At 61.1% G+C, this 19,558-nt stretch carries 21 protein-coding genes; 11 read left to right on the forward strand and 10 right to left on the reverse strand.

Going from position 1 to position 19,558, the window contains the following annotated elements; all coding sequences use genetic code 11:
* Positions 1-277 precede the first annotated feature (277 nt).
* Positions 278-1,879, reverse strand: coding sequence for a methionine--tRNA ligase (gene metG / locus AC1DF8_RS34910; protein ID WP_478157332.1), 1,602 nt, complete (start codon positions 1,877-1,879; stop codon positions 278-280).
* Between the two features lie 253 nt (positions 1,880-2,132).
* Between metG and AC1DF8_RS34915 the strand changes: the two genes are divergently transcribed.
* Complete coding sequence (locus AC1DF8_RS34915; protein WP_113147522.1) at positions 2,133-2,540, forward strand: GFA family protein; 408 nt, start codon at positions 2,133-2,135, stop codon at positions 2,538-2,540.
* 3 nt (positions 2,541-2,543) lie between these two features.
* On the opposite strand, the gene AC1DF8_RS34920 is transcribed toward AC1DF8_RS34915, so the two are convergent.
* Complete coding sequence (locus AC1DF8_RS34920) at positions 2,544-3,698, reverse strand: ROK family transcriptional regulator (protein ID WP_113015744.1); 1,155 nt, start codon at positions 3,696-3,698, stop codon at positions 2,544-2,546.
* Positions 3,699-3,888: 190 nt separating this feature from the next.
* On the opposite strand from AC1DF8_RS34920, the gene AC1DF8_RS34925 reads away from it, so the two are divergent.
* The 8 genes from AC1DF8_RS34925 (at position 3,889) to AC1DF8_RS34960 (ending at position 11,999) form a co-directional block, all read left to right on the forward strand.
* A complete protein-coding gene (locus tag AC1DF8_RS34925) occupies positions 3,889-5,199 on the forward strand; it encodes an extracellular solute-binding protein (RefSeq protein ID WP_478157335.1) in 1,311 nt (436 codons plus the stop codon).
* A 61-nt stretch (positions 5,200-5,260) separates the two neighbouring features.
* Positions 5,261-6,151 carry a carbohydrate ABC transporter permease gene (locus tag AC1DF8_RS34930; RefSeq protein ID WP_478157337.1) on the forward strand — a complete coding sequence of 297 codons (891 nt, stop codon included), beginning with the start codon at positions 5,261-5,263 and terminating at the stop codon, positions 6,149-6,151.
* Between the two features lie 9 nt (positions 6,152-6,160).
* The gene (locus AC1DF8_RS34935) at positions 6,161-7,078 is read left to right on the forward strand and encodes an ABC transporter permease subunit (protein ID WP_478157339.1); all 918 of its coding nucleotides are present in this window, start codon (positions 6,161-6,163) and stop codon (positions 7,076-7,078) included.
* A 1-nt stretch (position 7,079) separates the two neighbouring features.
* Positions 7,080-8,177: a sn-glycerol-3-phosphate ABC transporter ATP-binding protein UgpC gene (locus AC1DF8_RS34940; protein ID WP_183846062.1), complete on the forward strand. Its 1,098-nt coding sequence runs from the start codon at positions 7,080-7,082 to the stop codon at positions 8,175-8,177.
* A gap of 11 nt (positions 8,178-8,188) precedes the next feature.
* Complete coding sequence (locus tag AC1DF8_RS34945; protein WP_478157341.1) at positions 8,189-9,013, forward strand: glycerophosphodiester phosphodiesterase family protein; 825 nt, start codon at positions 8,189-8,191, stop codon at positions 9,011-9,013.
* A gap of 16 nt (positions 9,014-9,029) precedes the next feature.
* Positions 9,030-9,890, forward strand: coding sequence for a glycerophosphodiester phosphodiesterase family protein (locus tag AC1DF8_RS34950; RefSeq protein ID WP_478157343.1), 861 nt, complete (start codon positions 9,030-9,032; stop codon positions 9,888-9,890).
* Positions 9,891-10,089: 199 nt separating this feature from the next.
* Positions 10,090-11,022 carry an alpha/beta hydrolase fold domain-containing protein gene (locus AC1DF8_RS34955; protein ID WP_478157345.1) on the forward strand — a complete coding sequence of 311 codons (933 nt, stop codon included), beginning with the start codon at positions 10,090-10,092 and terminating at the stop codon, positions 11,020-11,022.
* 47 nt (positions 11,023-11,069) lie between these two features.
* Positions 11,070-11,999: a sigma-70 family RNA polymerase sigma factor gene (locus AC1DF8_RS34960; protein ID WP_478157370.1), complete on the forward strand. Its 930-nt coding sequence runs from the start codon at positions 11,070-11,072 to the stop codon at positions 11,997-11,999.
* A 121-nt stretch (positions 12,000-12,120) separates the two neighbouring features.
* Here AC1DF8_RS34960 and AC1DF8_RS34965 read toward each other — a convergent pair whose 3' ends face one another.
* From AC1DF8_RS34965 to AC1DF8_RS34975, 3 genes are all read right to left on the reverse strand, one after another.
* Positions 12,121-12,519 (reverse strand): cupin domain-containing protein, encoded by a 399-nt coding sequence (locus tag AC1DF8_RS34965; RefSeq protein ID WP_113206321.1) that lies wholly within the window; start codon positions 12,517-12,519, stop codon positions 12,121-12,123.
* 131 nt (positions 12,520-12,650) lie between these two features.
* A complete protein-coding gene (locus AC1DF8_RS34970; protein WP_478157347.1) occupies positions 12,651-13,511 on the reverse strand; it encodes an NmrA family NAD(P)-binding protein in 861 nt (286 codons plus the stop codon).
* A 107-nt stretch (positions 13,512-13,618) separates the two neighbouring features.
* Positions 13,619-13,780 (reverse strand): YjiS-like domain-containing protein, encoded by a 162-nt coding sequence (locus tag AC1DF8_RS34975; protein ID WP_112547378.1) that lies wholly within the window; start codon positions 13,778-13,780, stop codon positions 13,619-13,621.
* Positions 13,781-13,949: 169 nt separating this feature from the next.
* On the opposite strand from AC1DF8_RS34975, the gene AC1DF8_RS34980 reads away from it, so the two are divergent.
* Positions 13,950-14,840 (forward strand): LysR substrate-binding domain-containing protein, encoded by an 891-nt coding sequence (locus AC1DF8_RS34980; RefSeq protein ID WP_478157350.1) that lies wholly within the window; start codon positions 13,950-13,952, stop codon positions 14,838-14,840.
* 22 nt (positions 14,841-14,862) lie between these two features.
* Here the strand turns inward: AC1DF8_RS34980 and AC1DF8_RS34985 are convergent, their stop codons facing one another.
* A complete protein-coding gene (locus AC1DF8_RS34985; RefSeq protein WP_478157372.1) occupies positions 14,863-15,252 on the reverse strand; it encodes a YkvA family protein in 390 nt (129 codons plus the stop codon).
* 170 nt (positions 15,253-15,422) lie between these two features.
* Here AC1DF8_RS34985 and AC1DF8_RS34990 point away from each other — a divergent pair, with 170 nt between their 5' ends.
* A complete protein-coding gene (locus AC1DF8_RS34990) occupies positions 15,423-15,719 on the forward strand; it encodes a hypothetical protein (protein WP_113116859.1) in 297 nt (98 codons plus the stop codon).
* Between the two features lie 84 nt (positions 15,720-15,803).
* Here AC1DF8_RS34990 and AC1DF8_RS34995 read toward each other — a convergent pair whose 3' ends face one another.
* From AC1DF8_RS34995 to AC1DF8_RS35010, 4 genes are all read right to left on the reverse strand, one after another.
* Positions 15,804-15,953, reverse strand: coding sequence for a hypothetical protein (locus AC1DF8_RS34995; RefSeq protein WP_478157352.1), 150 nt, complete (start codon positions 15,951-15,953; stop codon positions 15,804-15,806).
* Between the two features lie 76 nt (positions 15,954-16,029).
* On the reverse strand, positions 16,030-16,908 hold the full coding sequence (locus AC1DF8_RS35000; RefSeq protein ID WP_478157354.1) for an NmrA family NAD(P)-binding protein: 879 nt from the start codon (positions 16,906-16,908) through the stop codon (positions 16,030-16,032).
* A 62-nt stretch (positions 16,909-16,970) separates the two neighbouring features.
* Complete coding sequence (locus AC1DF8_RS35005) at positions 16,971-17,867, reverse strand: helix-turn-helix transcriptional regulator (protein WP_478157356.1); 897 nt, start codon at positions 17,865-17,867, stop codon at positions 16,971-16,973.
* Between the two features lie 119 nt (positions 17,868-17,986).
* Positions 17,987-19,540, reverse strand: a complete 1,554-nt coding sequence (locus tag AC1DF8_RS35010) for an acetolactate synthase large subunit (RefSeq protein WP_478157358.1) — start codon at positions 19,538-19,540, stop codon at positions 17,987-17,989.
* Positions 19,541-19,558 lie beyond the last annotated feature (18 nt).

A 19,558-nucleotide genomic window follows, 5' to 3' on the forward strand; every position in this document is an offset into this window, starting at 1 on the left:
TTTATTGCCTAAATTTTCTTCGACCCTGCCAATTCGACCCTGCCAATCTGCCGACGCCCGGTCAGATGCTGAAGGATGCTGTTGGGGATTTCGACCACGAAACCTACGACCGCGAATGGCCGGCGCGGGCAGCGAAGACGATGTGGTGAGGTGAGGTTGCTGTGTAAGGCTCGTTTTAGAGGCGACGAGGAACCCGGCCCAAACCCTCCCCACAAGGGAGGGCTTAATTTGCGGCCCCCGCTCTCTAGACCTTCGAGGTTTGAGAGGAAGTAAGGAGTTAGCCCCTTCCACCTGTGGGGAGGAGTTGGGGAGGGGCCTTGCCGTGATGTCGTGAGGCTGCTTCCCTCCTCGGAAACAGCACAGCTTCCGACGCCGTCTTTACTCCATCAATCACAAGCGGCGCCCCGTACACCTCAGGCACTGCAATTCCCAATCTTCCATGCAATGCCACGGCTGAGCGCGGCAGAAACGGCAAGAGGCAGCGCGCCACCACCGCCACCCCATAGACCTGCTCGGCAATGCAGGCACCGAGGCGGTCGCCGGTCGCTTTCCTCTCCGCCGTCGTCAGATCCCCCGAAAGTGCCTTTGCATCCACCCACGGTGCACCCTTGGCGAAGCGCCGGTTCGCCTCGCCGACGAAGGCGAAGATATCCGCAAGGCCGACATGCAGCTCATAAGCGTCGAAGGCCTCAGCCACTTTCGCTGGAAGCCGTGCCGCCTCCTGCGTGAAATCACTCTCCTGCAGCGGCGGAGCGACCCCTTCGAAAGCTGAAGAGACCAGTGCCAGGACCCGGTTGGCGAGATTGCCGAGCTGGCCGCCGAGCTCTCCTGTCCAAGCTGCCTCCAGACGCTCGGCCGAGAAGTCGCCATCGTCGCCCGAGCGAATATGCCGGAGCAGGTAATAGCGCAGCGCATCCGGCGTACCGTAGGCATCGACGACGCTATTGGGATCGATGCCATTGCCGGCCGATTTGCCGATCTTTCTGCCGTCGACCGTCACATAGCCATGCACCAGGATCGACGACGGTGGCGGCAGACCGGCCGAGAGCAGGATGGCCGGCCAGTAGATAGCATGGAACTTGGAGATGCCCTTGCCGACGACGTGGATGCGCTCACCGCCAGCGGTCCAGTAGCGATTGAAGAGCTCTTCATCGGTGCCGTGGCCGAGCCCGGTCAGGTAATTCGCCAGCGCATCGAACCAGACATAGACGACCTCATCGCTCAGAGGCACGGGAACACCCCAACCGCGCGCCCGTTCGGCGCTACGCGAGACGCTGATATCCTCAAGGCCGCGCAGAAGCAGCGCCAGCACTTCGTTGCGCCGGTGGGCCGGCACAATCTTCAGTTCGTCGCTCTCGATGAGGTGCAGCAGCCGGTCGCCATAGCGGGAGAGGCGGAAAAACCAGTTCTCCTCCCGCACCAGTTCGAGCGGAATGCGGTGCTCGGGGCAGCGCCCATCGATGAGTTCGGATGCCTCGTAAAACTGCTCGCAGCCGACGCAGTAGAGACCTTCATAGGCCTTGCGGTAGAGGTCCCCATTGTCAGCACAGGCATTCCACAGGGCATGCACGCAGGCGACATGCCGCGGGTCGCGCGAAGTGCGGACGAACTCGTCGTTGGAGATATCGAGCCGTGTCCCCAGCTGCTCGAAGCGGTCGGCATTGGCATCGACGAAATCCGCCACAGGCAGGCCGGCAGCTTCCGCCGAGCGAACGTTCTTCAGGCTGTTGTCATCAGTGCCGCACTGGAACCGCACATCGCGGCCGAGCAGTCGGAAGTGGCGCGCATAGGCATCGGCCTGCACGAGTTCGAGCGCAAAGCCCACATGCGGGGCAGCGTTCACATAGGGGATCGAAGTGGTGATATAGATCTTGTTCATCGGTTGATCCTTTCGAGGGCTAGTTGCCCCGCGAGACGGATCGACTCATGAAAAGACCGCCTCGAGGGCGGTCGCTGGTGCRTTATGGACGCACGAAACCCGCCACGCTATGAGCGCGGCATCATCATCACCGACGTGCTGATCACGGTTCTGTCCATGCGGAATTGGTAACACCTGGAGCCGCATCCGACAAGCGGGCTGCTTTCGACGCATTGTCAGCTATTCTGCGGTGGCTTGATGCGTGGAGGAAGCGATGGCGACGGAAAGCGTGAGGATGGGTGGCTGTATGTGCGGCGCGGTGCGCTACGAAGTCGAAGGCGAGCCGTATCAGTCCGGGCTCTGCCACTGCACCAAATGCCGGAAGCTGACGGGCTCGATCTTTTCGGCCACAGCGAACTGGCGGCGCTCGAAGTTCAAGATGGACGGTGAGATCAGCACCTACGACAAACGGTCGTTCTGCCCGATCTGCGGCTCTCGGCTGTTCTTCATGCTCGACGACGCTGTGGAAGTCTTCATCGGCACCCTGGATCAGGCACCGAACGACATCCACCCGATGGTCGAAGTCTGGACTATCAGGCGCGAATCCTGGCTGCCCGCTGTACCTGATGTCCGGCTCTATGACGAAAACGAGCATGCGCCGTCAGATCAGCAGTTACGCTAGTCGTTAGTAGAAGGTCGATTTGAAGGGAACGATGGCCGAGCCCATGCCAGCGGCGTCTCCTGCTATGTCCGACACTATGAGTTTCGGGTGCGGGCGAGGCACGCCGTAGCGCGGGCGTCCGAAAAGTTCGGTGCGTTCGCTCAGCATCTGCGCCAATCCCGGCGGCACCTGGCCGCCGAAGACGATCGCCTGCGGGTCGTAGATCGCCCAGATGGCATTGACGAGACGGTTATAGGCGGGGGTGATCTCCTCGACCCATTCCACGACGCCTGGCCATTTCGGATCGAAATGCCGGCGCAGATAGGGGATCGACGGTACGTCGACATTGTGGCGCTTCAGCTTCTCCAGGAGCAGCTGCAGGGCGGGGCGGCGGGTGGTCTCCTCATCGTCAAACATGCCCGAGAATTCGCCGGCATTGCCGTTACCGCCGGCCAGGAGTTCGCCGTCGTTGATCAGGCCGCCGCCGAAGCCGTAGTTGAAGCTGAGATAGGCGAAATGCTTGATGAAACGCCCGACGCCGAACATCGCCTCGGCGACTGCGCCGGCGCTGCCGCCGTTCAGGAGCCAGACGGGCTTCTTGAAGAGATCGCTCAGAAGCGGCCCAAGCTCGATCAACGACCATTCATGCAGCGGCATCGAGGCATTATATTTTGTCCCTGATATCAGAGCGCCGGCAATGCCGAAGCCGATGCCGAAGAAGGTCTCGTCATCGAGGCCGTTCAACTGCTGCAGTTCGGCGATGCGGTCGCGCACGCGATCCAGCGCCTGGTTCATGCTGAGCTCCCTCAGCGAAATGTCGCTTTCGCCGAGCACATTGCCCGACAGGTCCACCAGGCAGATATCGACCACGTCGGAATTGACGGAAATGCCGACCGAATAGGCGTGGCGGCCGTTGAGGCTCAGCATGGGACTCGGCTGGCCGCGGCCGAGGCCGGGCTTGGGAGACCCTAGAGAAACGATACCGCGCTCGACGAGCTGGTCGATGATGCGATGGACCGATTGCTGTGTCAGGTCGGTGTGGCCGGTGATCTCGGATCGTGACAGGCCGGGATTGCGCCAGATGAGTTTCAGCAGGCTGCGCTCATTCGCGGAGACGACGATTTCTTCTCCCGGACGCCGGAAGCGGGCAGCAATCAACGGTTCAGGAGAATAAGGCATCACGCACCTCGAATATACTACAAAAGTGTAAATGCAACATAGATGGCAACCGCAGGTGCCTAGATACCGGGCCTTGCGTAACCGATCAAGCCAAATCTCGTCATCCAGTTGTTACACACAAAGTGTACTAAGCCGCCGTTCACGATCCGGACGCTGGTCCGGCGGGTCTCACATTTCAGGCGAGGGTATTATGAAGATCTCTATTCTGGTGGCTGCTGCCGCTCTGATGACGGCTGCGTGTAGTTCCGCGCAGGCTGCAAATTTCGAATTCTGGTACGGCAACACGGGAAGCGTCGAAAAGGCGATCCTTGCGCAATGCGACGCCTTCAATGCGTCGCAGTCGAAAGACCATGTGACCTGCGTCGGGCAGGGCAGCTATGAAGTCTCCATGCAGAAGGCGATTGCCGCCTACCGCTCCAATAAACATCCGGTGCTGATCCAGTTCTTCGATGCCGGCACGCTCGACCTGCTTCTGTCGGATGCCGTCGTTCCGGTTCAGGATGTACTGCCCGACGTCAACTGGAACAATTACATCAAGGGCGCGCGCTCCTATTACGAAACGTCAGGCGGCAAGCTCTATTCGCAGCCCTATAATGCTTCGACGCTGCTCTTCTACGTCAACAAGACGGAGCTCGAGAAAGCCGGCGTCACCGAGATGCCGAAGACCTGGGAAGACATTATCGAGGCTGCCCGCAAGCTGAAGGCATCAGGCCATGAATGCCCCTATGTCACCAATGGCGAGCCCTGGTCGATGTTCGAGCAGTTCTCCGCCCGTCACGGCCTGCCGATCGCCTCTAAGCATAATGGCTATGATGGTCTCGATGCCGAATATGTCTTCAACACAACCTTCTTTGCAAAGCACCTGCAGAACCTGATCGACTGGCGCAAGGAAGGCCTGGTCAAGATCGCCAGCGACACCAAGGCCGGCAACTATACGGCCGCATTCAATTCCGGCGAATGCGCCATGATGGAAAATTCCTCCGGCTCCTACACGGACTCTTCAAAGGCCTTTGCCGGCAAGTATGAGCTCTCCGTCGGCCTGACGCCGATGTACAAGGGCTACGAGCGCCACAACACCTTCGTCGGCGGCGCGTCCATCTACATCATGAAGGGTCACGACCAGGCCGAGATCGATGGCGCCAAGGTCTTCCTCGACTTCCTGCGCAAGCCGGAACAGCAGATGTTCATGACGGCTTCGACCGGTTACGTGCCTGTCACCAATGACGTGCTCGACGCCATCGCCAAAAGCCCGGATGCCCGTACCACCAAATATGCGACGGCCGGTGTCGGCATCGAATCCATGAACGAGCCGGGCACGCCCGATACACGCGGCATTCGCCTCGGCTTCTACGTGCAGTTCCGCTCGATCCTCATAGAGGAAACGCAGAAGGCATTTGCGGGCACACAGACCGCGCAGGTCTCGCTCGACAATGCCAAGAAGCGTGGCGACGAACTGCTGCGCCGCTTCGAGCAGACCTACAAGACGGCAAAGCTGCCCTGATCCCTGGCCGGTGCGGCGCTCCCCGTCGCCGCACCGGGTTTCCTCGAAATGGACATGCGTGATGACGTCGGAATCCTCGCTTTTCAGCCATCGCTGGCTGCCGGCTTTGCTGGCCGCACCCTTGCTGCTGTTGATCCTCATCTTCTTCTATGCGCCGATCGTGCAGGCCTTCTATTGGTCGTTCTTTCTGGAAAGGCCATTCGGCGGCGGGTCGGAATTCGTCGGCTGGGATAATTTCCGCCGCGTGCTTGCCGACCCGGAATTCTGGAATGCCGGTTGGCGCACAGTTATCTTCATGGTCTTTGCCTCGTCGCTCGCCGTCGCTCTGCCGCTGATCCTGGCGGTTGCCGCCGACCGAAAGATCCGTCTGTCGCTGTCAGCGCGTAACGTGCTTGTCTGGCCGAAGGGGGTGGCAGGTGCTTCGATCGGCGTCGTCTTCGCCTTCATCTTCAACCCGTTCGTCGGCATTCTGGCGCCAATCAACCATTTCTTTCCGGGCGCGTGGGCGCCCGGCCTCGATGGCACTGACGCATTCATCACACTCATCGTAGCCCATGTCTGGGGCGGCATTCCCTTCAATTTCGTCATCCTGCTTGCCGGCCTGCAATCCATCCCGCGCACCATGTTTCAGGCGGCGGCCATGGATGGGGCAGGGCCGTGGCGGCGCATTTTCGACGTGCAGCTGCCGCTGATCATGCCTCAGCTCTTCCTGACGCTGGTGCTGGAGTTTACCGAAAGCGTCACGTCGGCCTTCGCGCTGATCGACACGATCACCAAGGGCGGTCCGGGCGGCGCCACCAATCTGCTGGTCTACAAGATCTATACCGATGGCTTCAGCGGCTACGATCTCTCCGGCGCTTCCACGCAGACGGCCATCCTGATGGTCTTCGTCGTCATCCTGACCGCCGCGCAGTTCCTGCTTCTCGGCCGTAGCGTCAATTATGAACGGTAGGAGAGAGCCATGATCGAAAATGCCCGCTCGCTCAATTTCGTCGCCAGCGCCATCCTGCTTATCGGCATCGTCTTCATTCTCGGGCCTCTCTATCTGACGCTTGCCAATGCATCACAGTCCTATGAGTTTCTGCTTCGCAACGGGCTTGCCTGGTATCCGGGTGATCAGTTCGTCGACAACGTCAGGCGTGTCTTCAACGAAACCCGTATTCCGATCCAGATGCTGAACAGCATGCTGGTCGCGCTTTACGATGCTTTCTTTACCTGCGCGCTGTCCTTCCTTGCGGCCTATGCGCTGGTCTATTTCCGCATCCGCTGGGCAGGTATTGCCTTCGCGGTGATCCTGGCGACGATCATGCTACCGATCGATATTCGCGTGATCACCACCTATCAGGTGGCGGCCAATATCTTCTCGCCACTGAATGGATTGCTCGATCTGATCGGGGCGAACGCCTTGATCGAAAGCCTGTTCGGCGCCCCACTCCACCTCGAACTCAGTGTGCTCGACACGCATTTCGGACTCGTGGCGCCGCTTGTCGCGCATGGAACCGGTACCTTCCTGTTCCGGCAGTTCTTCCGCACGCTGCCGTCCGATCTCTTCAAGGCAGCGCGCATGGATGGAGCAGGGCCGATCCGCTTCCTCTTCCACATTCTGCTGCCGATTTCACGGAGCAGCTTTGCGGCACTTTTCGTGCTGACCTTCCTCAGCGGCTGGACGCAATATCTCTGGCCGCTCGTTGCCGCCTCGAAACCCGAGATGACCACCGCCGTCGTCGGTCTTACACGGCTCGCGCCCGATATGGAGGGCGAGATTCCCGACTTTCCGATGATCATGGCGGGTGTCGTGGTCGTCTCGATCATTCCCCTTGCGATGATTGCGCTCCTGCAGCGCTACCTCGTGCAAGGCCTTGTTCTTTCGGAGAAATGACGTGAACGCCATCGATACCGCTATCCGCAGCGCGGCCACCAACATCACGCTCGCAGGCGTCACCAAGGCATATGACGCGAAATCGACCGTCATCCCGCCACTCGATGTCGAGTTACGCGCCGGCGAATTCACCGTCGTTCTCGGCCCGTCCGGCTGCGGAAAATCCACGCTGCTGCAGATGATCGCAGGCCTCGAGGCCGTCAGCGGCGGCAAGATCCTGTTCGGCAACCGCGAGGTGCAGGGCCTGGAGCCGAAGCAGCGCGGCTGCGCCATGGTCTTCCAGAACTACGCGCTCTATCCGCATATGACCGTTTTTGACAATATGGCCTACAGCCTGCGTGTCGCCGGCCTGCCGAAAGCTGAACGCAGGGAACGTGTTGGCGCCGTTGCCGAGATGCTGGGACTGGCCGCCTATCTCGATCGCAAACCGGGACAGCTTTCAGGTGGCCAGCGCCAGCGTGTGGCGATCGGCCGGGCGATCGTACGCGAGCCCGGCGTGCTGCTCTTCGACGAGCCACTGTCCAATCTTGATGCGCAACTGCGCCACGACATGCGCGTCGAGCTTGCCGACCTGCATCGGCGCATCGGAGCAACGACCGTTTTCGTTACCCACGACCAGGTGGAGGCGATGACGCTTGCCGACCGGATCCTCATCCTCAACAAGGGCAATGTCGAACAGTTCGATACGCCGAAGGCGATCTATCATCGCCCGGCCTCGGTCTTCGTCGCCAAGTTCATCGGCGCGCCGCCGATGAATATCCTGCCGGTGACATCAGACGGGTCCGTGCTGCGGCTGGCAGACGGGCAGGTGGTCGCCGAGTACCACAGGCCGGGCAATTTCCAGCTCGGCATCCGCCCGGAAGATATCGCCATCAGCGCCGACGGTAGGATCAAGGGACGCCTCAGGCATTTCGAGGATCTCGGCTCGCATTCGGTGCTGGCCGTCGATCTCGCGGGCACTTCCATCCGTATCGCCACGCCCTTCGGCGCGCAGATCGATGCCGCCACGGAACTTTCCTTTTCCTTCCCACGATCCCGCCTGCACCTGTTTGAAAGCGAAACGGGGCGCGCCATTGCGGATGCATTCGCCGGCCATTGAAAGACCTCTCCATGAACTACACTGACTATGTGCGCAGCCCGAACAGGGACTGCGCAGTCGTGGCGCATCGCGGCATCTGGCGCGACGCACCCGAAAACAGCTTGCCCGCCATCGAAGCGGCGATCCGCGCCGGTGCCGATATCGTCGAAATCGACGTGCGCCGGAGTGCGGATGGCGGGCTCTTCCTGCTGCATGACGAGACGCTGCTGCGCATGGCGGGCATCGACGAGGCGCCGGAGGCGTTGAGCTCGGCGCAACTCGCAGGTCTCACGCTCAGAAACCGCGACGGTGGCGAGAATAACGCCATGACCGGCGAGAGGCTGCCGAGCCTGCAGCAGCTCTTCGACCTGACGCGCGATCGCATCTTCCTGCATCTCGATGTCAAGGATCGTGCCATCGTCCCCGACGTCATCGCCTGCGCGCGCGATCTCGATGTCGAATCCCAGGTGGATTTCTGGGGCAATCTTCGAACGCCCGAAGATCTTGCCTGGGTGCGCGAGACTGTTAGCCCGTATGGCGTGCTGTTCATGGCCAAGTCACGGATCAGCGCTACGCATGCAGAGGCGGAGCTTGATCTGTTGTTCCGGCTTGCGCCTGCCGTTTGTGAGGTCTGCTTCGACCGCGTTGAGGATATCGCCGCGCTCCACGCTCGCCAGACGGGCATGGCGCTCTGGGCCAATACGCTCGATTCCGTCGCCTTTGCCGGCTTTACCGACACGGCTGCCATGCAGGATCCCGATGCCATCTGGGGCCGTCTCATCGAGGCCGGCGTTTCCCTGATCCAGACCGACGAACCGGTCGCCCTCAAATCATACCTCGCCAGCCGCCGCGGCTGACACATAAGGAAAGACCATGAGCTACAAAGACTTCATCGCCGACCCGAACCGTTCCTGCGCTATCGTCGCTCATCGCGGCGCCTGGCACGGTGCGCCAGAAAACAGCCTGGCAGCGATCGAGAAGGCCATTGCCGTCGGCGCCGATATTGTCGAGATCGACGTGCGCAAGAGCGCCGATGGTGAGCTTTTCCTGATGCATGACGACACGCTCCTGCGTATGGCCGGCATCGACCGCGACGCGGAGACCTTCACCATAGCCGAACTGCAGACGATTGCGCTGCGCGAAGACAATGGCGGCGAGCACCGCACCACCACCGACCAGCGCATTCCCACTCTGAGGCAGGTATTCGAGACCATTCGCGGGCGTATCTTCGCCGATCTCGACCTGAAGGATCGCGGTCTGTTTTCGGAAGTTGCGGCCTGTGCCCGCGAGATGGGCGTGGCGTCCTCCGTCGACCTGAAGACAACAGTCATGACCCGCGAAGATCTTGCATGGGTGCGCGCCCAGAACATTGAAGGCGTGCCCTTCATGGCGATGGCCTATTTCACCGCCAGCGATATCAGCGAAAGGCTTTCGCTGCTCTCCGAAATCAGGCCTTTCATGTGCGAACTGCGCTTCGATCATCTCGACACGATCGCCGGCAACCGCCAGCTCTTCGAAGATGCCGATATGGCAATCTGGTTCAATACGCTGGATATGGCGGCGAGCGGCGAATGGACCGATCCCCGGGCGCTGATCGAACCCGACGCCATCTGGGGCCGCCTCATGGACGCCGGAATCAGCACGATCCAGACGGACGAACCGGCTGCGCTGCGGACCTATATCGAGGCGCGGAGAGCGGCGCAAAATCCCGTGACAACCCGGGCTGCGGGCTGAGCCTCCGCGATCTGCCGGCCATCCGCCAGCCGGCGCGGTGGCCCGCATCTTCCGCATTCGAGCGGTCCGACGCAGTTGGTCTGGAGTCCGTACTGAAATTCAAATCTGCTCGCCACGTATCCTTTCGGCGCGATCGTCCGTCTTGGTTATTGTTGGCGGTCGTCCTCGACGTCGCCCCTTAACGAATTGGAGCGTGACAATGGATAGCAAGCAGAGTTTGGCAAACAAGATATACTACGAAACGAACGCGGAAGCTTGGCGCAACGGTCGGGAATTGCCACCGGAAGTCTCCGAGTGGTCGGTTCTGACGGCGGAGCCGGGCGGCGTCGATTACATCGAGACGAACCTTGGCGGCAAGACCGCGCTGTGGGTGCAGCCCAAACTGGCGGCCAGGGATCGCGTCATGCTTTACGTACATGGCGGCGGTTATGTTGGCGGGTCGATCTGGACCCATCGCAAGATGGTCGGACACATCGCCAAGGCGGTAGGCTGCTACGCTTTGATCGTGAGTTACGACTACTCGTTTCAGAGCAAGTTCCCGCGGCAGATCGAGCAGGTCGTGGCCGCGTTGGAGTGGTTGGCCGAGCAGGGCATCGGGCCGGAGCACACTATAGGTGCAGGCGATTCCGCTGGCGCGGGCCTGATCGTTGCAGCAGCGATGAAACTTCGTGATACGGGACGGCCGCTGCCGGCCGCGCTCTTCAGCATCTCTGGCTGGCACGACCTGTCGGCGAGCGGCCTGTCTTACGAAGCAAACCGCGAAAAGGACGCTTTCTTCCAGAAGGCGACCGTGGATATGTTGGCATCACAGGTGCTCGGAGGGGCCGATGCTCGAAATCCATTCGCCAGTCCAATCTTTGCCGATCTCAAGGGCTTGCCGCCGATCTGTCTGCAAGCTGGCGAAGACGAATCCCTGCTTGACGACAGCCGAGTGCTCGCAGACCGTGCGAAGGCGGCGGGCGTCGAGGTGCGCCTAGAGGTATTTCCGGAGATGCTGCACTCGTTCCAGATGATGGCTGGCCGCGCTCCCGAAGYCGATGACGCGATAGAGCGGTTTGCACAGTGGGTTCGCCCCAAGCTCGGCCTGACCGGAGCCGCGGCAGCACGCCTTGAAAGTCGCGAAGTCGCATGACTCGTATCTATTTCCTCAACAACGCCAGGATGTGACAGGTGAAGGACATGCGGGAGCGACCGATCGGTCTATTCGATGTGCGATATCGAGCCTTCCTCGAGACGGTGTCAGACATTCGTGCCCAACTGCATCGCTACTGCGCCCGCATGACCGGCTCACGGCTCGACGGTGAGGATCTCATGCAGGAAACGCTATTCGAGGCCTACATGAAGATCGAGACCCTTGATGAGGCCCACAGGCTGAAGTCCTGGCTGTTTCGCATCGCTCACAATCGCTGCATCGACTTTTTGAGGCGGCGCGATGCGCGCGAGCGCGCGGAGAGCACCTATTCGGATGACATCGGAGTCGTCGCTGCGGAGCCGGCTGCGAGTGATGCACGTCGCGCCATCGAACGGCTGGTCGGCAGCCTGCCGCCCAAAGAGCGCGCCTGTGTCCTCCTGAAGGATGTGTTCGACTATTCGCTGGAGGAGACCGCAGAACTCGTGGATTCGACGGTTGGCGGCGTCAAAGCCGCGCTCTCCCGTGGACGGGCGAAGCTCGCCGGCTTGCCCGCTGAACCGACCGGCGAACCGAGCCGTCCGCTTGATCCCGACACGGCGCTGCTCCTGCAGCGCTATGTTGACCTCTTCAACCGCCATGATTGGGATGGTGTGCGGGGTCTCACCAGCGCCGATGCCCGATTGCGGGTCGCCGACTGCTTCGACGGTCTGCTCAGAAACTCTCCCTATTTCGTCGAATACGAGAAGAACACGGAACCGTGGACCATGGAGTTTGGGGCGATCGACGGGGAGCCCGTCCTGCTCGTGCTCTTCCAGCGAGGAGACCTGTGGCGGGTCGCATGGCCGGTTCGCGTCCATGTCGTCGGCGGCATTATCGACCGCATCGAAGACTATTATGCCTGCCCGTGGATCATTGGAAACGCCTCGGAGACCGTTCTGGAACTCATGGACGGGTCCGTCGTCTCGCAAAGAGGATGACGGAGGCGCAGAGGAAGGCTCGGCGATTGCGGGGTCCTTGGGGAGGCCACGGTTTCGGCTGATCCAGGCGAACCAGGCCGGCCACCCGCCATGGGCGCGCCGACCTGCATCTGTCACCAGGCTATTTCACCGGCACAACGAGCGGTGAGCCCTTCGTGACGATATAGGTTGCGAGTTCGGAGGCCTTGCCGTCGCCGACATTTCTGGCGGAATGGGCAACGCCCGAGGGGATGAACAGCGACTGGCCGGCTTTCAGCGTCACCGGCTTCTGTCCGTCCAGCTCATATTCCAGCGTGCCTTCGACCACATAGGCGATTTCCTCGCCCGGATGGTGATGCTTCACGGCGAAGGCGCCGGGGGCGAAGTCGACGCGAACCTGCACCGCCTCGTGACCAGGCACGTCGATGTCGTTCTGAACGAGATCGGTACGCTGGATGGGCTGCTCGGCGTTGGCCTTGGTCAGCTGCATTGCACCCGCAATGAGGAGTGCGCCTGCTGCCATGATCATGATGGTCCTCATCTGTCTGTCCTTCCGTCAGATGGCTAAAGGCCCGCAACCGGGCGACGGGTTCATCTGAACAGACGGATGAATTGGAAATGTTTCAGCGGAGGACGTTTTTTGTATCGCCGTGTATCTGCGAGATGCTCTCGTCACTGATTTTCTTGAAGTGCTTCGAGGTGCTGATCCAGCGTCGTCCTGCCCCAATGGCGACGGGTGGGCATTTCAAAGCCGGTGTCGATGGTGACCTCTGCCATCTTTGCGTAGCAACGGGCGGCAGCCCAGGAAAAGCCAAGTCCGAGATAATATTCCTCGAACCTTTCGCGAGGGATCGTCTGGGCTCTAACCGGGCGGCCGAGACGCGATGAAAACGCCTTGGCGACATCGGCGAAGGAATAACGCTCCGGACCTTCGACATGGTCTATCCCGATATCCTCGCTCGGGCTCCTGAGGCGTGCAGCGGCGGCTTCCCCCAGATCCCTTGGCGACACCATCGGTATCTTCATGTCCTCGGGGAAGGGAGTGAGCAGGCGCCCGGTCTCTTTCGCAGGCTGCAGAAGCATGTCGAGATTGGTGAAGTAATATGCACCGCGATTGATCGCCACCGGAATGCCGGTTGCCTTCACGAGGCGTTCGAATTCGTACAGCACCGAGAGATCGCCGATGCCGGCGCCATCAAGCGCTCCATAGGTGGACACCAGGACGAGCTTCTCCAGCCCGGATCCTTCAAGTGCGGCGGCAATACTGCTGGCGGTCTTCAGTTCCCCGGCGTTGGTGTCGCCCTTGATATCGGCCGGCGGGTTCAAGAGGAAAGCGCGACGCCCTTTTTGCAGGATCGATCGAAGCTGCCCGGTATCCGTGACATCGGCGACGACAGGTTCGATACCGTCGCGTGCGATGGCGGCGGCCTTGTCTGCACTGTGAGCGACAGCGATGACTTTCTCGCCCGACGCCCGCAATGCGTCGATAACGACAGAGCCTATATGTCCGGACGCGCCAAGGATGACATACATGGGTGAAACTCGCAGACAATCATCAGGATAACTGCGCACACCGCTTCGAGGTTCCGTCGCTGATGTCGCCGGAGCTGTGAAGTTTGACTTTCGGGTAGGGACGCCGCCTACGCACGCCAGAAGGGTCGGTGGCTCTGCTCGAAGGCGGCTTCACGGGTCATACCGAAATCCCTGAGCGTTTCATCAGGCAAAGTATCCAGCTCGCGTGCGAAGAGGCGACGTTCGGTCCAGCGTTCGCGCCACATGCGGAGCGTGTCGGTCACATGCATGATGAAATTTCCTTTCTCTGTTGGCAAAACTCACCTATGATTGACGAAGGTGGAGGCGAAGATTTCCACTCACTTTGCTCTTGTGTCATGGTTTTATGCCCATATCTGAATTCGAAAAAGCGCGTTATCTTCACGTCATCAGTTAGAAAAACTCACACAAGAGAAGACCATGGCCCGCCATCTGCCGCCGCTCTCCTATCTCCGGGCCTTCGAGGCCACTGCACGTCTCGGTTCGGTGACACGGGCAGCCGACGAGCTGGGGCGCACGCACGGTGCCGTCTCGAAGCAGCTGCAGCTTTTGCAGGAGCARCTTGGGCTTCCCGTGTTCGAGAAGTCGGGCACCGGCCTTCGGCTGAATGAGGATGGGGCGGCCTTCTTCACCACGGTGTCGCGGGCCTTCGATCTTCTGGAGGAGCGCTATCAGGAGCTGAAGTCGAGCCGGAACGAAGCGAGCGTGCATCTTTCCTGCAGCGCTACTTTCGCCATGGTCTGGCTGGTGCCGCGTCTGGCGGAATTCTACAGCCTCTATCCGAATTGCCGCGTGCAGCTGACCATGTCATCGAGCGCCCGTGACGCCGGCCCGAACCGGGCGAGGGACGGGGTGGATATCATGCTGAGCTGGGATCGGCTGTCACGGCCGCAGTTCAGGCGCGAGCATATCCCGCTCGCCTCCGTTTCCTTTGGCCTCGTGTCGGCACCGGATTATCCGTTCAGTACCGATGGCGATGATTTCAGCTTCCCGGCCCGCATTTCGCCCGACAGTTTGAGCGAGCAATGGACAAACTGGCAGGCGGCGACTGGGCACAGGATCTCGGCGCAGTCGGAGCTCTACTTCCCGCATATGTATCTTTGTGTCAGCGCCGCCGTCAGCGGGCTTGGCGTGGCTTTGGTGGAGCGGCGTTTTGCGCTGAACGAGCTGAAAAGCGGCAAGCTGGTGGAACGGTCGGAATTCCTGACTTACGAGAACGGTTTCGTGGCCGTCATTCAGCCTGGCCGTACGCTGTCGCCGGCAGCGGGCCATTTCCTCGACTGGCTGCGCAGCGCCTTCGTGCGGGAATAGGCCGGGTAAACTCGCTTTCGCTTCAGTGACGAAACAGATCCCGCGCAAGCCAGAGGCAGAGGGCGGCTGCGAGCAGCCAGACGATCACGATCGCAACAAGCCCCGAACGGCTGACCGGGCGCTGCGTGCGCTCGGTGGCCATGTCCCTGAATTCCGACATCAGCGGCGCGGGAATAAGGCGGATCGCGATGAGGATGCCGAGCGGAACGATGATGAGATCATCGAGATAGCCGAGCACCGGCACGAAATCGGGTATGAGGTCAACAGGGGAAAGGGCGTAGGCAGCAACCGCGCTGGCGACGATCTTGGCCATCAGGGGCGTGCGATCGTCACGCGCGGCAATCCAGAGCGCGACGACATCGCGCTTCACGCTCTGCGCCCATCGTTTTGCCGCCGTCAACCATTCTCCCATCATTGCGCCGCCTGTCGGTTCGAGGATTGGGATGATCGCACATGCAGTTTAACATTTGACCGATTGTACGAAGGGCGAGTTGAAGCCCGGATGTTTTCTGTTTGTTCTTTTTCGCCGTTCAGTTACATTGCATACGTGCGTGGCGTTTATTTTCGCGAAAAGAGAGTTGAATGAAGACGATTTTGTTTGGGATTTTCTTGCTGACGGCCGGGAGCGCGTCTGCATCGTGCGAGCTGGTTTCGGCTCCGTGTTCCACCGACAGTTCAGGCAATACCTATATCAGGGAGCAGAATCTCGGCGGCGGCTATAACACCTATCGAAACGGCGATCTCTATTCGCAGACGCATCAGCAGCTCAACGGCACCTATCGAGAGACCTATTCGAGCGGCGGCTACCGGACTTATTACAGCGACCCCAACCGCAGCAGCCCATATCAGGATGATTCGAAGGGTACGGTTGGCCGCTAAGGCGTAAGCGATCTGCCGTACACTTGAGACGTTGTCGGCAACACGGCGCTATTGCTGCTGCTCGGTACTCTCGCCTGAATTGCTCTAGTGATGCTTGAAGTACTGCACCTCGCGTTCATGCTTCTCAGCCGCTTCCCGGGTCTTGAAGGTGCCAAGGTTCTTGCGTTTGTTCGTCTTGGCGTCGGGTTTGCGGGAATAGAGAMGATATTCACCTGACTTCAGTTTGCGGATCATCGGAACCTCCTCTGCTGAGGGATAAATCCCCTCAGCCTCAACCGGTTCCGTTTTGCCGGAACGACCCTCCCTAAAGTCACCGTACGGCGACAACAGGCCTCAGCGCGTCGACAAGTTCGGTGGAGCCTTTTCGGATATCGCGCGCATTCGGCTCGACCTCGATGAGGCCGCCCCTGCTGTGAACCTCGTAGAGCTCGGTCAGAAGATCGGCAGCGCTGGCGCTCATCACCCGGCCCAGGCTTTCCCGCCATTGCGAGCGGGGCAGGGCTTCAGCGGTAATCGTGCGCCCCAGCAGCTGGCTCAGCGCTGCAGCCACGTCGCTGGCGCTATAGCGGCGCGGGCCTTCCGCATGAACGATCTGTTCGCGCGTCTCGATGTCGGGCCGAAGCAGGAGATCGGCGGCGATGCGGCCGACATCCTGCGCGGAGACGTTGGGGATCTGCTTTTCGACCGGGTCATGAAAGCTCGGCAGGATGCCGGTTGCGATCGCTATCGGCGCGACGCGGCCCCAGCCTTCCATATGCTCGGCCGACCGCAGGAAGATCCGGCGCATATCCAGCTCGCGAAGGCGCTGTTCGAACAGGTAGAACATGCTCGGCATGGCGAAGCCCTCGCCGAGATGGGCGCCGTAGTCGGAAATGGCAAACACGAGGGCAGGCCGCGCCTCTTCCAATGCCGAGGCAATGCTTTCGATCGAGCGGCGCATATCGCCTTTTATGTCTGCGGCCCGCGGGTCGGCCGGCAGAATGACCTGAACGCTGTCAGCATCCGATATCGCTGCGGCAAGCGCCCTGGCGTCCTGCAGATCGGCAAATGCGACTTCGCAGCCGATGGCGCTCAGGCGGTCAGCCTTTGCCGGATCGCGCAGGATGGCGCGCACGGGCACCCCTGCCTCGCGGAGCGTCCTGGCGGTCGAATAGCCGATCTTTCCGGCGGCTCCGAGGATTGCAATCATGTCTTTCTCCTTGCTGGTGACGCGCAAGGACTAGGGGGCAGCACCGAAGGCGTCGCACAAATTCAGGCCGGTCTTTGCAATTTCGGGCGGAATTCGCCCACTTCGCGCAAGATCTCTCCGGGTGTCTGGCCGATGAGCCGGCGCATGGTCGTCGCCATATGGCTTTGATGGGCAAAGCCTGCGGCAAGGGCAATCTCGCTTGCGGCCATATCCGTCGTCATCATCAGGGCACGGGCATATTCGACGCGGCGGCGGATGACATATTGGTGCACGGAAAGGCCGGTGCTGTTGCGAAACAGGCTCTTCAGCCTTGTGACGCTGACGCCGGCAACGACAGCCAGATCCGCCAGATGCAGCTTCCGGTCCAGATGGGTCTCGATGAATTCCGTCAACATCCGCAATTGCCGGGCCGAGAGTTTTTGTTCACGACCAATTCCTGGCCGGGGAGCGCCATCGCTCGACGTCTCGATCAGCCGGATGGCAAGCGCGTTGGCGAGAAGATCGATATAGAGCGGGTCGGACGGGATATCGGCCTCCAGATCCGCCTTGATTGCCCGGCAGATCGCCTCGATGCCGGCATCGCGCAGCTGGAATCTTGGCTGCAGCTCGATCTCGCTGAAATCCCGCCCGAGATCTTCCGCGACCTGCTGCAGCCGCGAGGGGGCGAGACTTACACGCAGGATCCGGCAATCGGCATCATCCTCCCAGGACCCGTCGAGGCCGGCCGGGACGACATCGATATCGCCCGGCTTCTGGACGCGGCGCATGCGCCTGCCGCCACAGTGGCAATCGGCATTGACGGGTGGACCGAAGTGGATGCCTAGACGATGCATGTCACCACCCGGTACGCGGGAGATTCCGCGCGGGATATGCAGGAACTCGGCCGCGAGCCCATTCCACGCCCGTCCGGCGCTGGTCAGCAGGATCTGCGGCGAGGTCTGCAAGGATGAAGCTGTCATGATCTGTCTTTGCTTTTGGCAGGGGCTCTTAGCTGGGAGCTTTCGGCTGGGGGCTTTCGGATTGAGGCGGAGATGCTATGTCGCAATCGCCGCCTTGCCAACCGGGGCCGTCTGAAAGCTCAGATGATCGCCTCGATGAGAAATGGCCCACGGCGCCTGAGTGCGCTTTCGAAGAGATCGGCAAATTGCTCGCAGCTATGCGCGCCCGCGGCATCGACGCCCATGCCCTTGGCGATCGACACCCAGTCCCAGGCCGGGTGATCGAGGTTCATCATCCGCCGGGCGTTCTCGCCGATGCCGTTGACGCCGACATTGCGCATCTCGGCATGCAGCACGGCATAGGCGCGGTTGGCGAAGATAATCGTGATCACGTCGAGATTTTCACGCGCCTGCGTCCACAGGCCCTGGACCGTATACATGCCGCTGCCATCCGCTTGCAGGTTGATGACCTTGCGGTCGGGACAGGCGACCGCTGCACCCGTTGCCAGCGGAATGCCGCAGCCGATCGAGCCGCCCGTGTTCATCAGGTAGTCATGCGGCGCCGCGCCGGCCGAAAGTTCGAAGAAGCGGCGGGCAGAGGTGACACCTTCGTCGCAGACGATGGCATTATCGGGAAGTCGCGCCGCCACCATCACGGCGATCGCATCTTCGGTCAGATGTCCGAACGGAACGATATCGTCGGAAAGCACCGGCGATCGCGATTGAGGCAGCGACTGCCTCACGTCGAGTTCATCCCGCAGCGCCTCCAGCGCGCCTTTCAGATCCTCGCCATGCCTGGCAAGGGTCAAAACCTTGCAGCCTTTGCGCACCAGCCGTCCGGGCTTTCCCGGATAGGCAAAGAAGGCGACAGGCTCCGGCGCGCCCGCCAGCACCAGCACATCGATATCGGCCAGCAGATCCAGCGCGGCGTCGATCGGGTAGGGGATGCGGGTGAGGGCGACACGGCCGCGGCCGCGCTCGACCCTTGGCAGCTGCATCTCACAGAAGAGACGCACATCCCTGGCGCCCGCAATTGCGCCCGCGATCTCCAGGGAGTCTGCGCGGGCTGCCGCACCGCTGAGAAGAATGCCGACCTCGCCTGGCGCATCTCTGATGGCGTCGGCAACCCCGCGCACGCTGTCCATGTTTACGGCATGAGGCTCCGGCCGGGGCAGCCTGATCGGCTGATCCACTTCGACATCGCCCCAGGCGGCATCTGCCGGCAGGATGAGCGTTGCCACACCGGGCGGTGACAAGGAGGCGCGATAGGCAGCCYCCGTCGCGCCGACAATATCTTCCGGGCTGCGGATGCGGTGCACCCAGTTGGACATCGTACCTGCCAGGCCCTCGATGTCGGATGTCAGCGGCGCATCGAGGGGCAGATGATAGGACGCATGGTCGCCGACAATGTTGATGACAGGTATCCGCGCGCGCCGCGCATTGTGGAGATTGGCAAGGCCATTGGCGAGGCCCGGCCCGGTATGCAGCAAGGTCGCGGCCGGGCGATCGGTCATGCGCGCGTAGCCGTCGGCTGCGCCCGTCACCACGCCCTCGGAAAGACCGAGGATGCAACGCATCTCGGGCTTGCGGTCGAGCGCCGCCACGAAATGCATTTCCGATGTACCGGGATTGGCAAAACATACGCTGACATCGTTTGCCAGAAGCGTATCACACAGGCTGTCTGCACCGTTCATGACAGTTACCTCCCGCTT

The sequence above is a fragment of the Rhizobium sp. 05N49 genome (assembly GCF_056396805.1).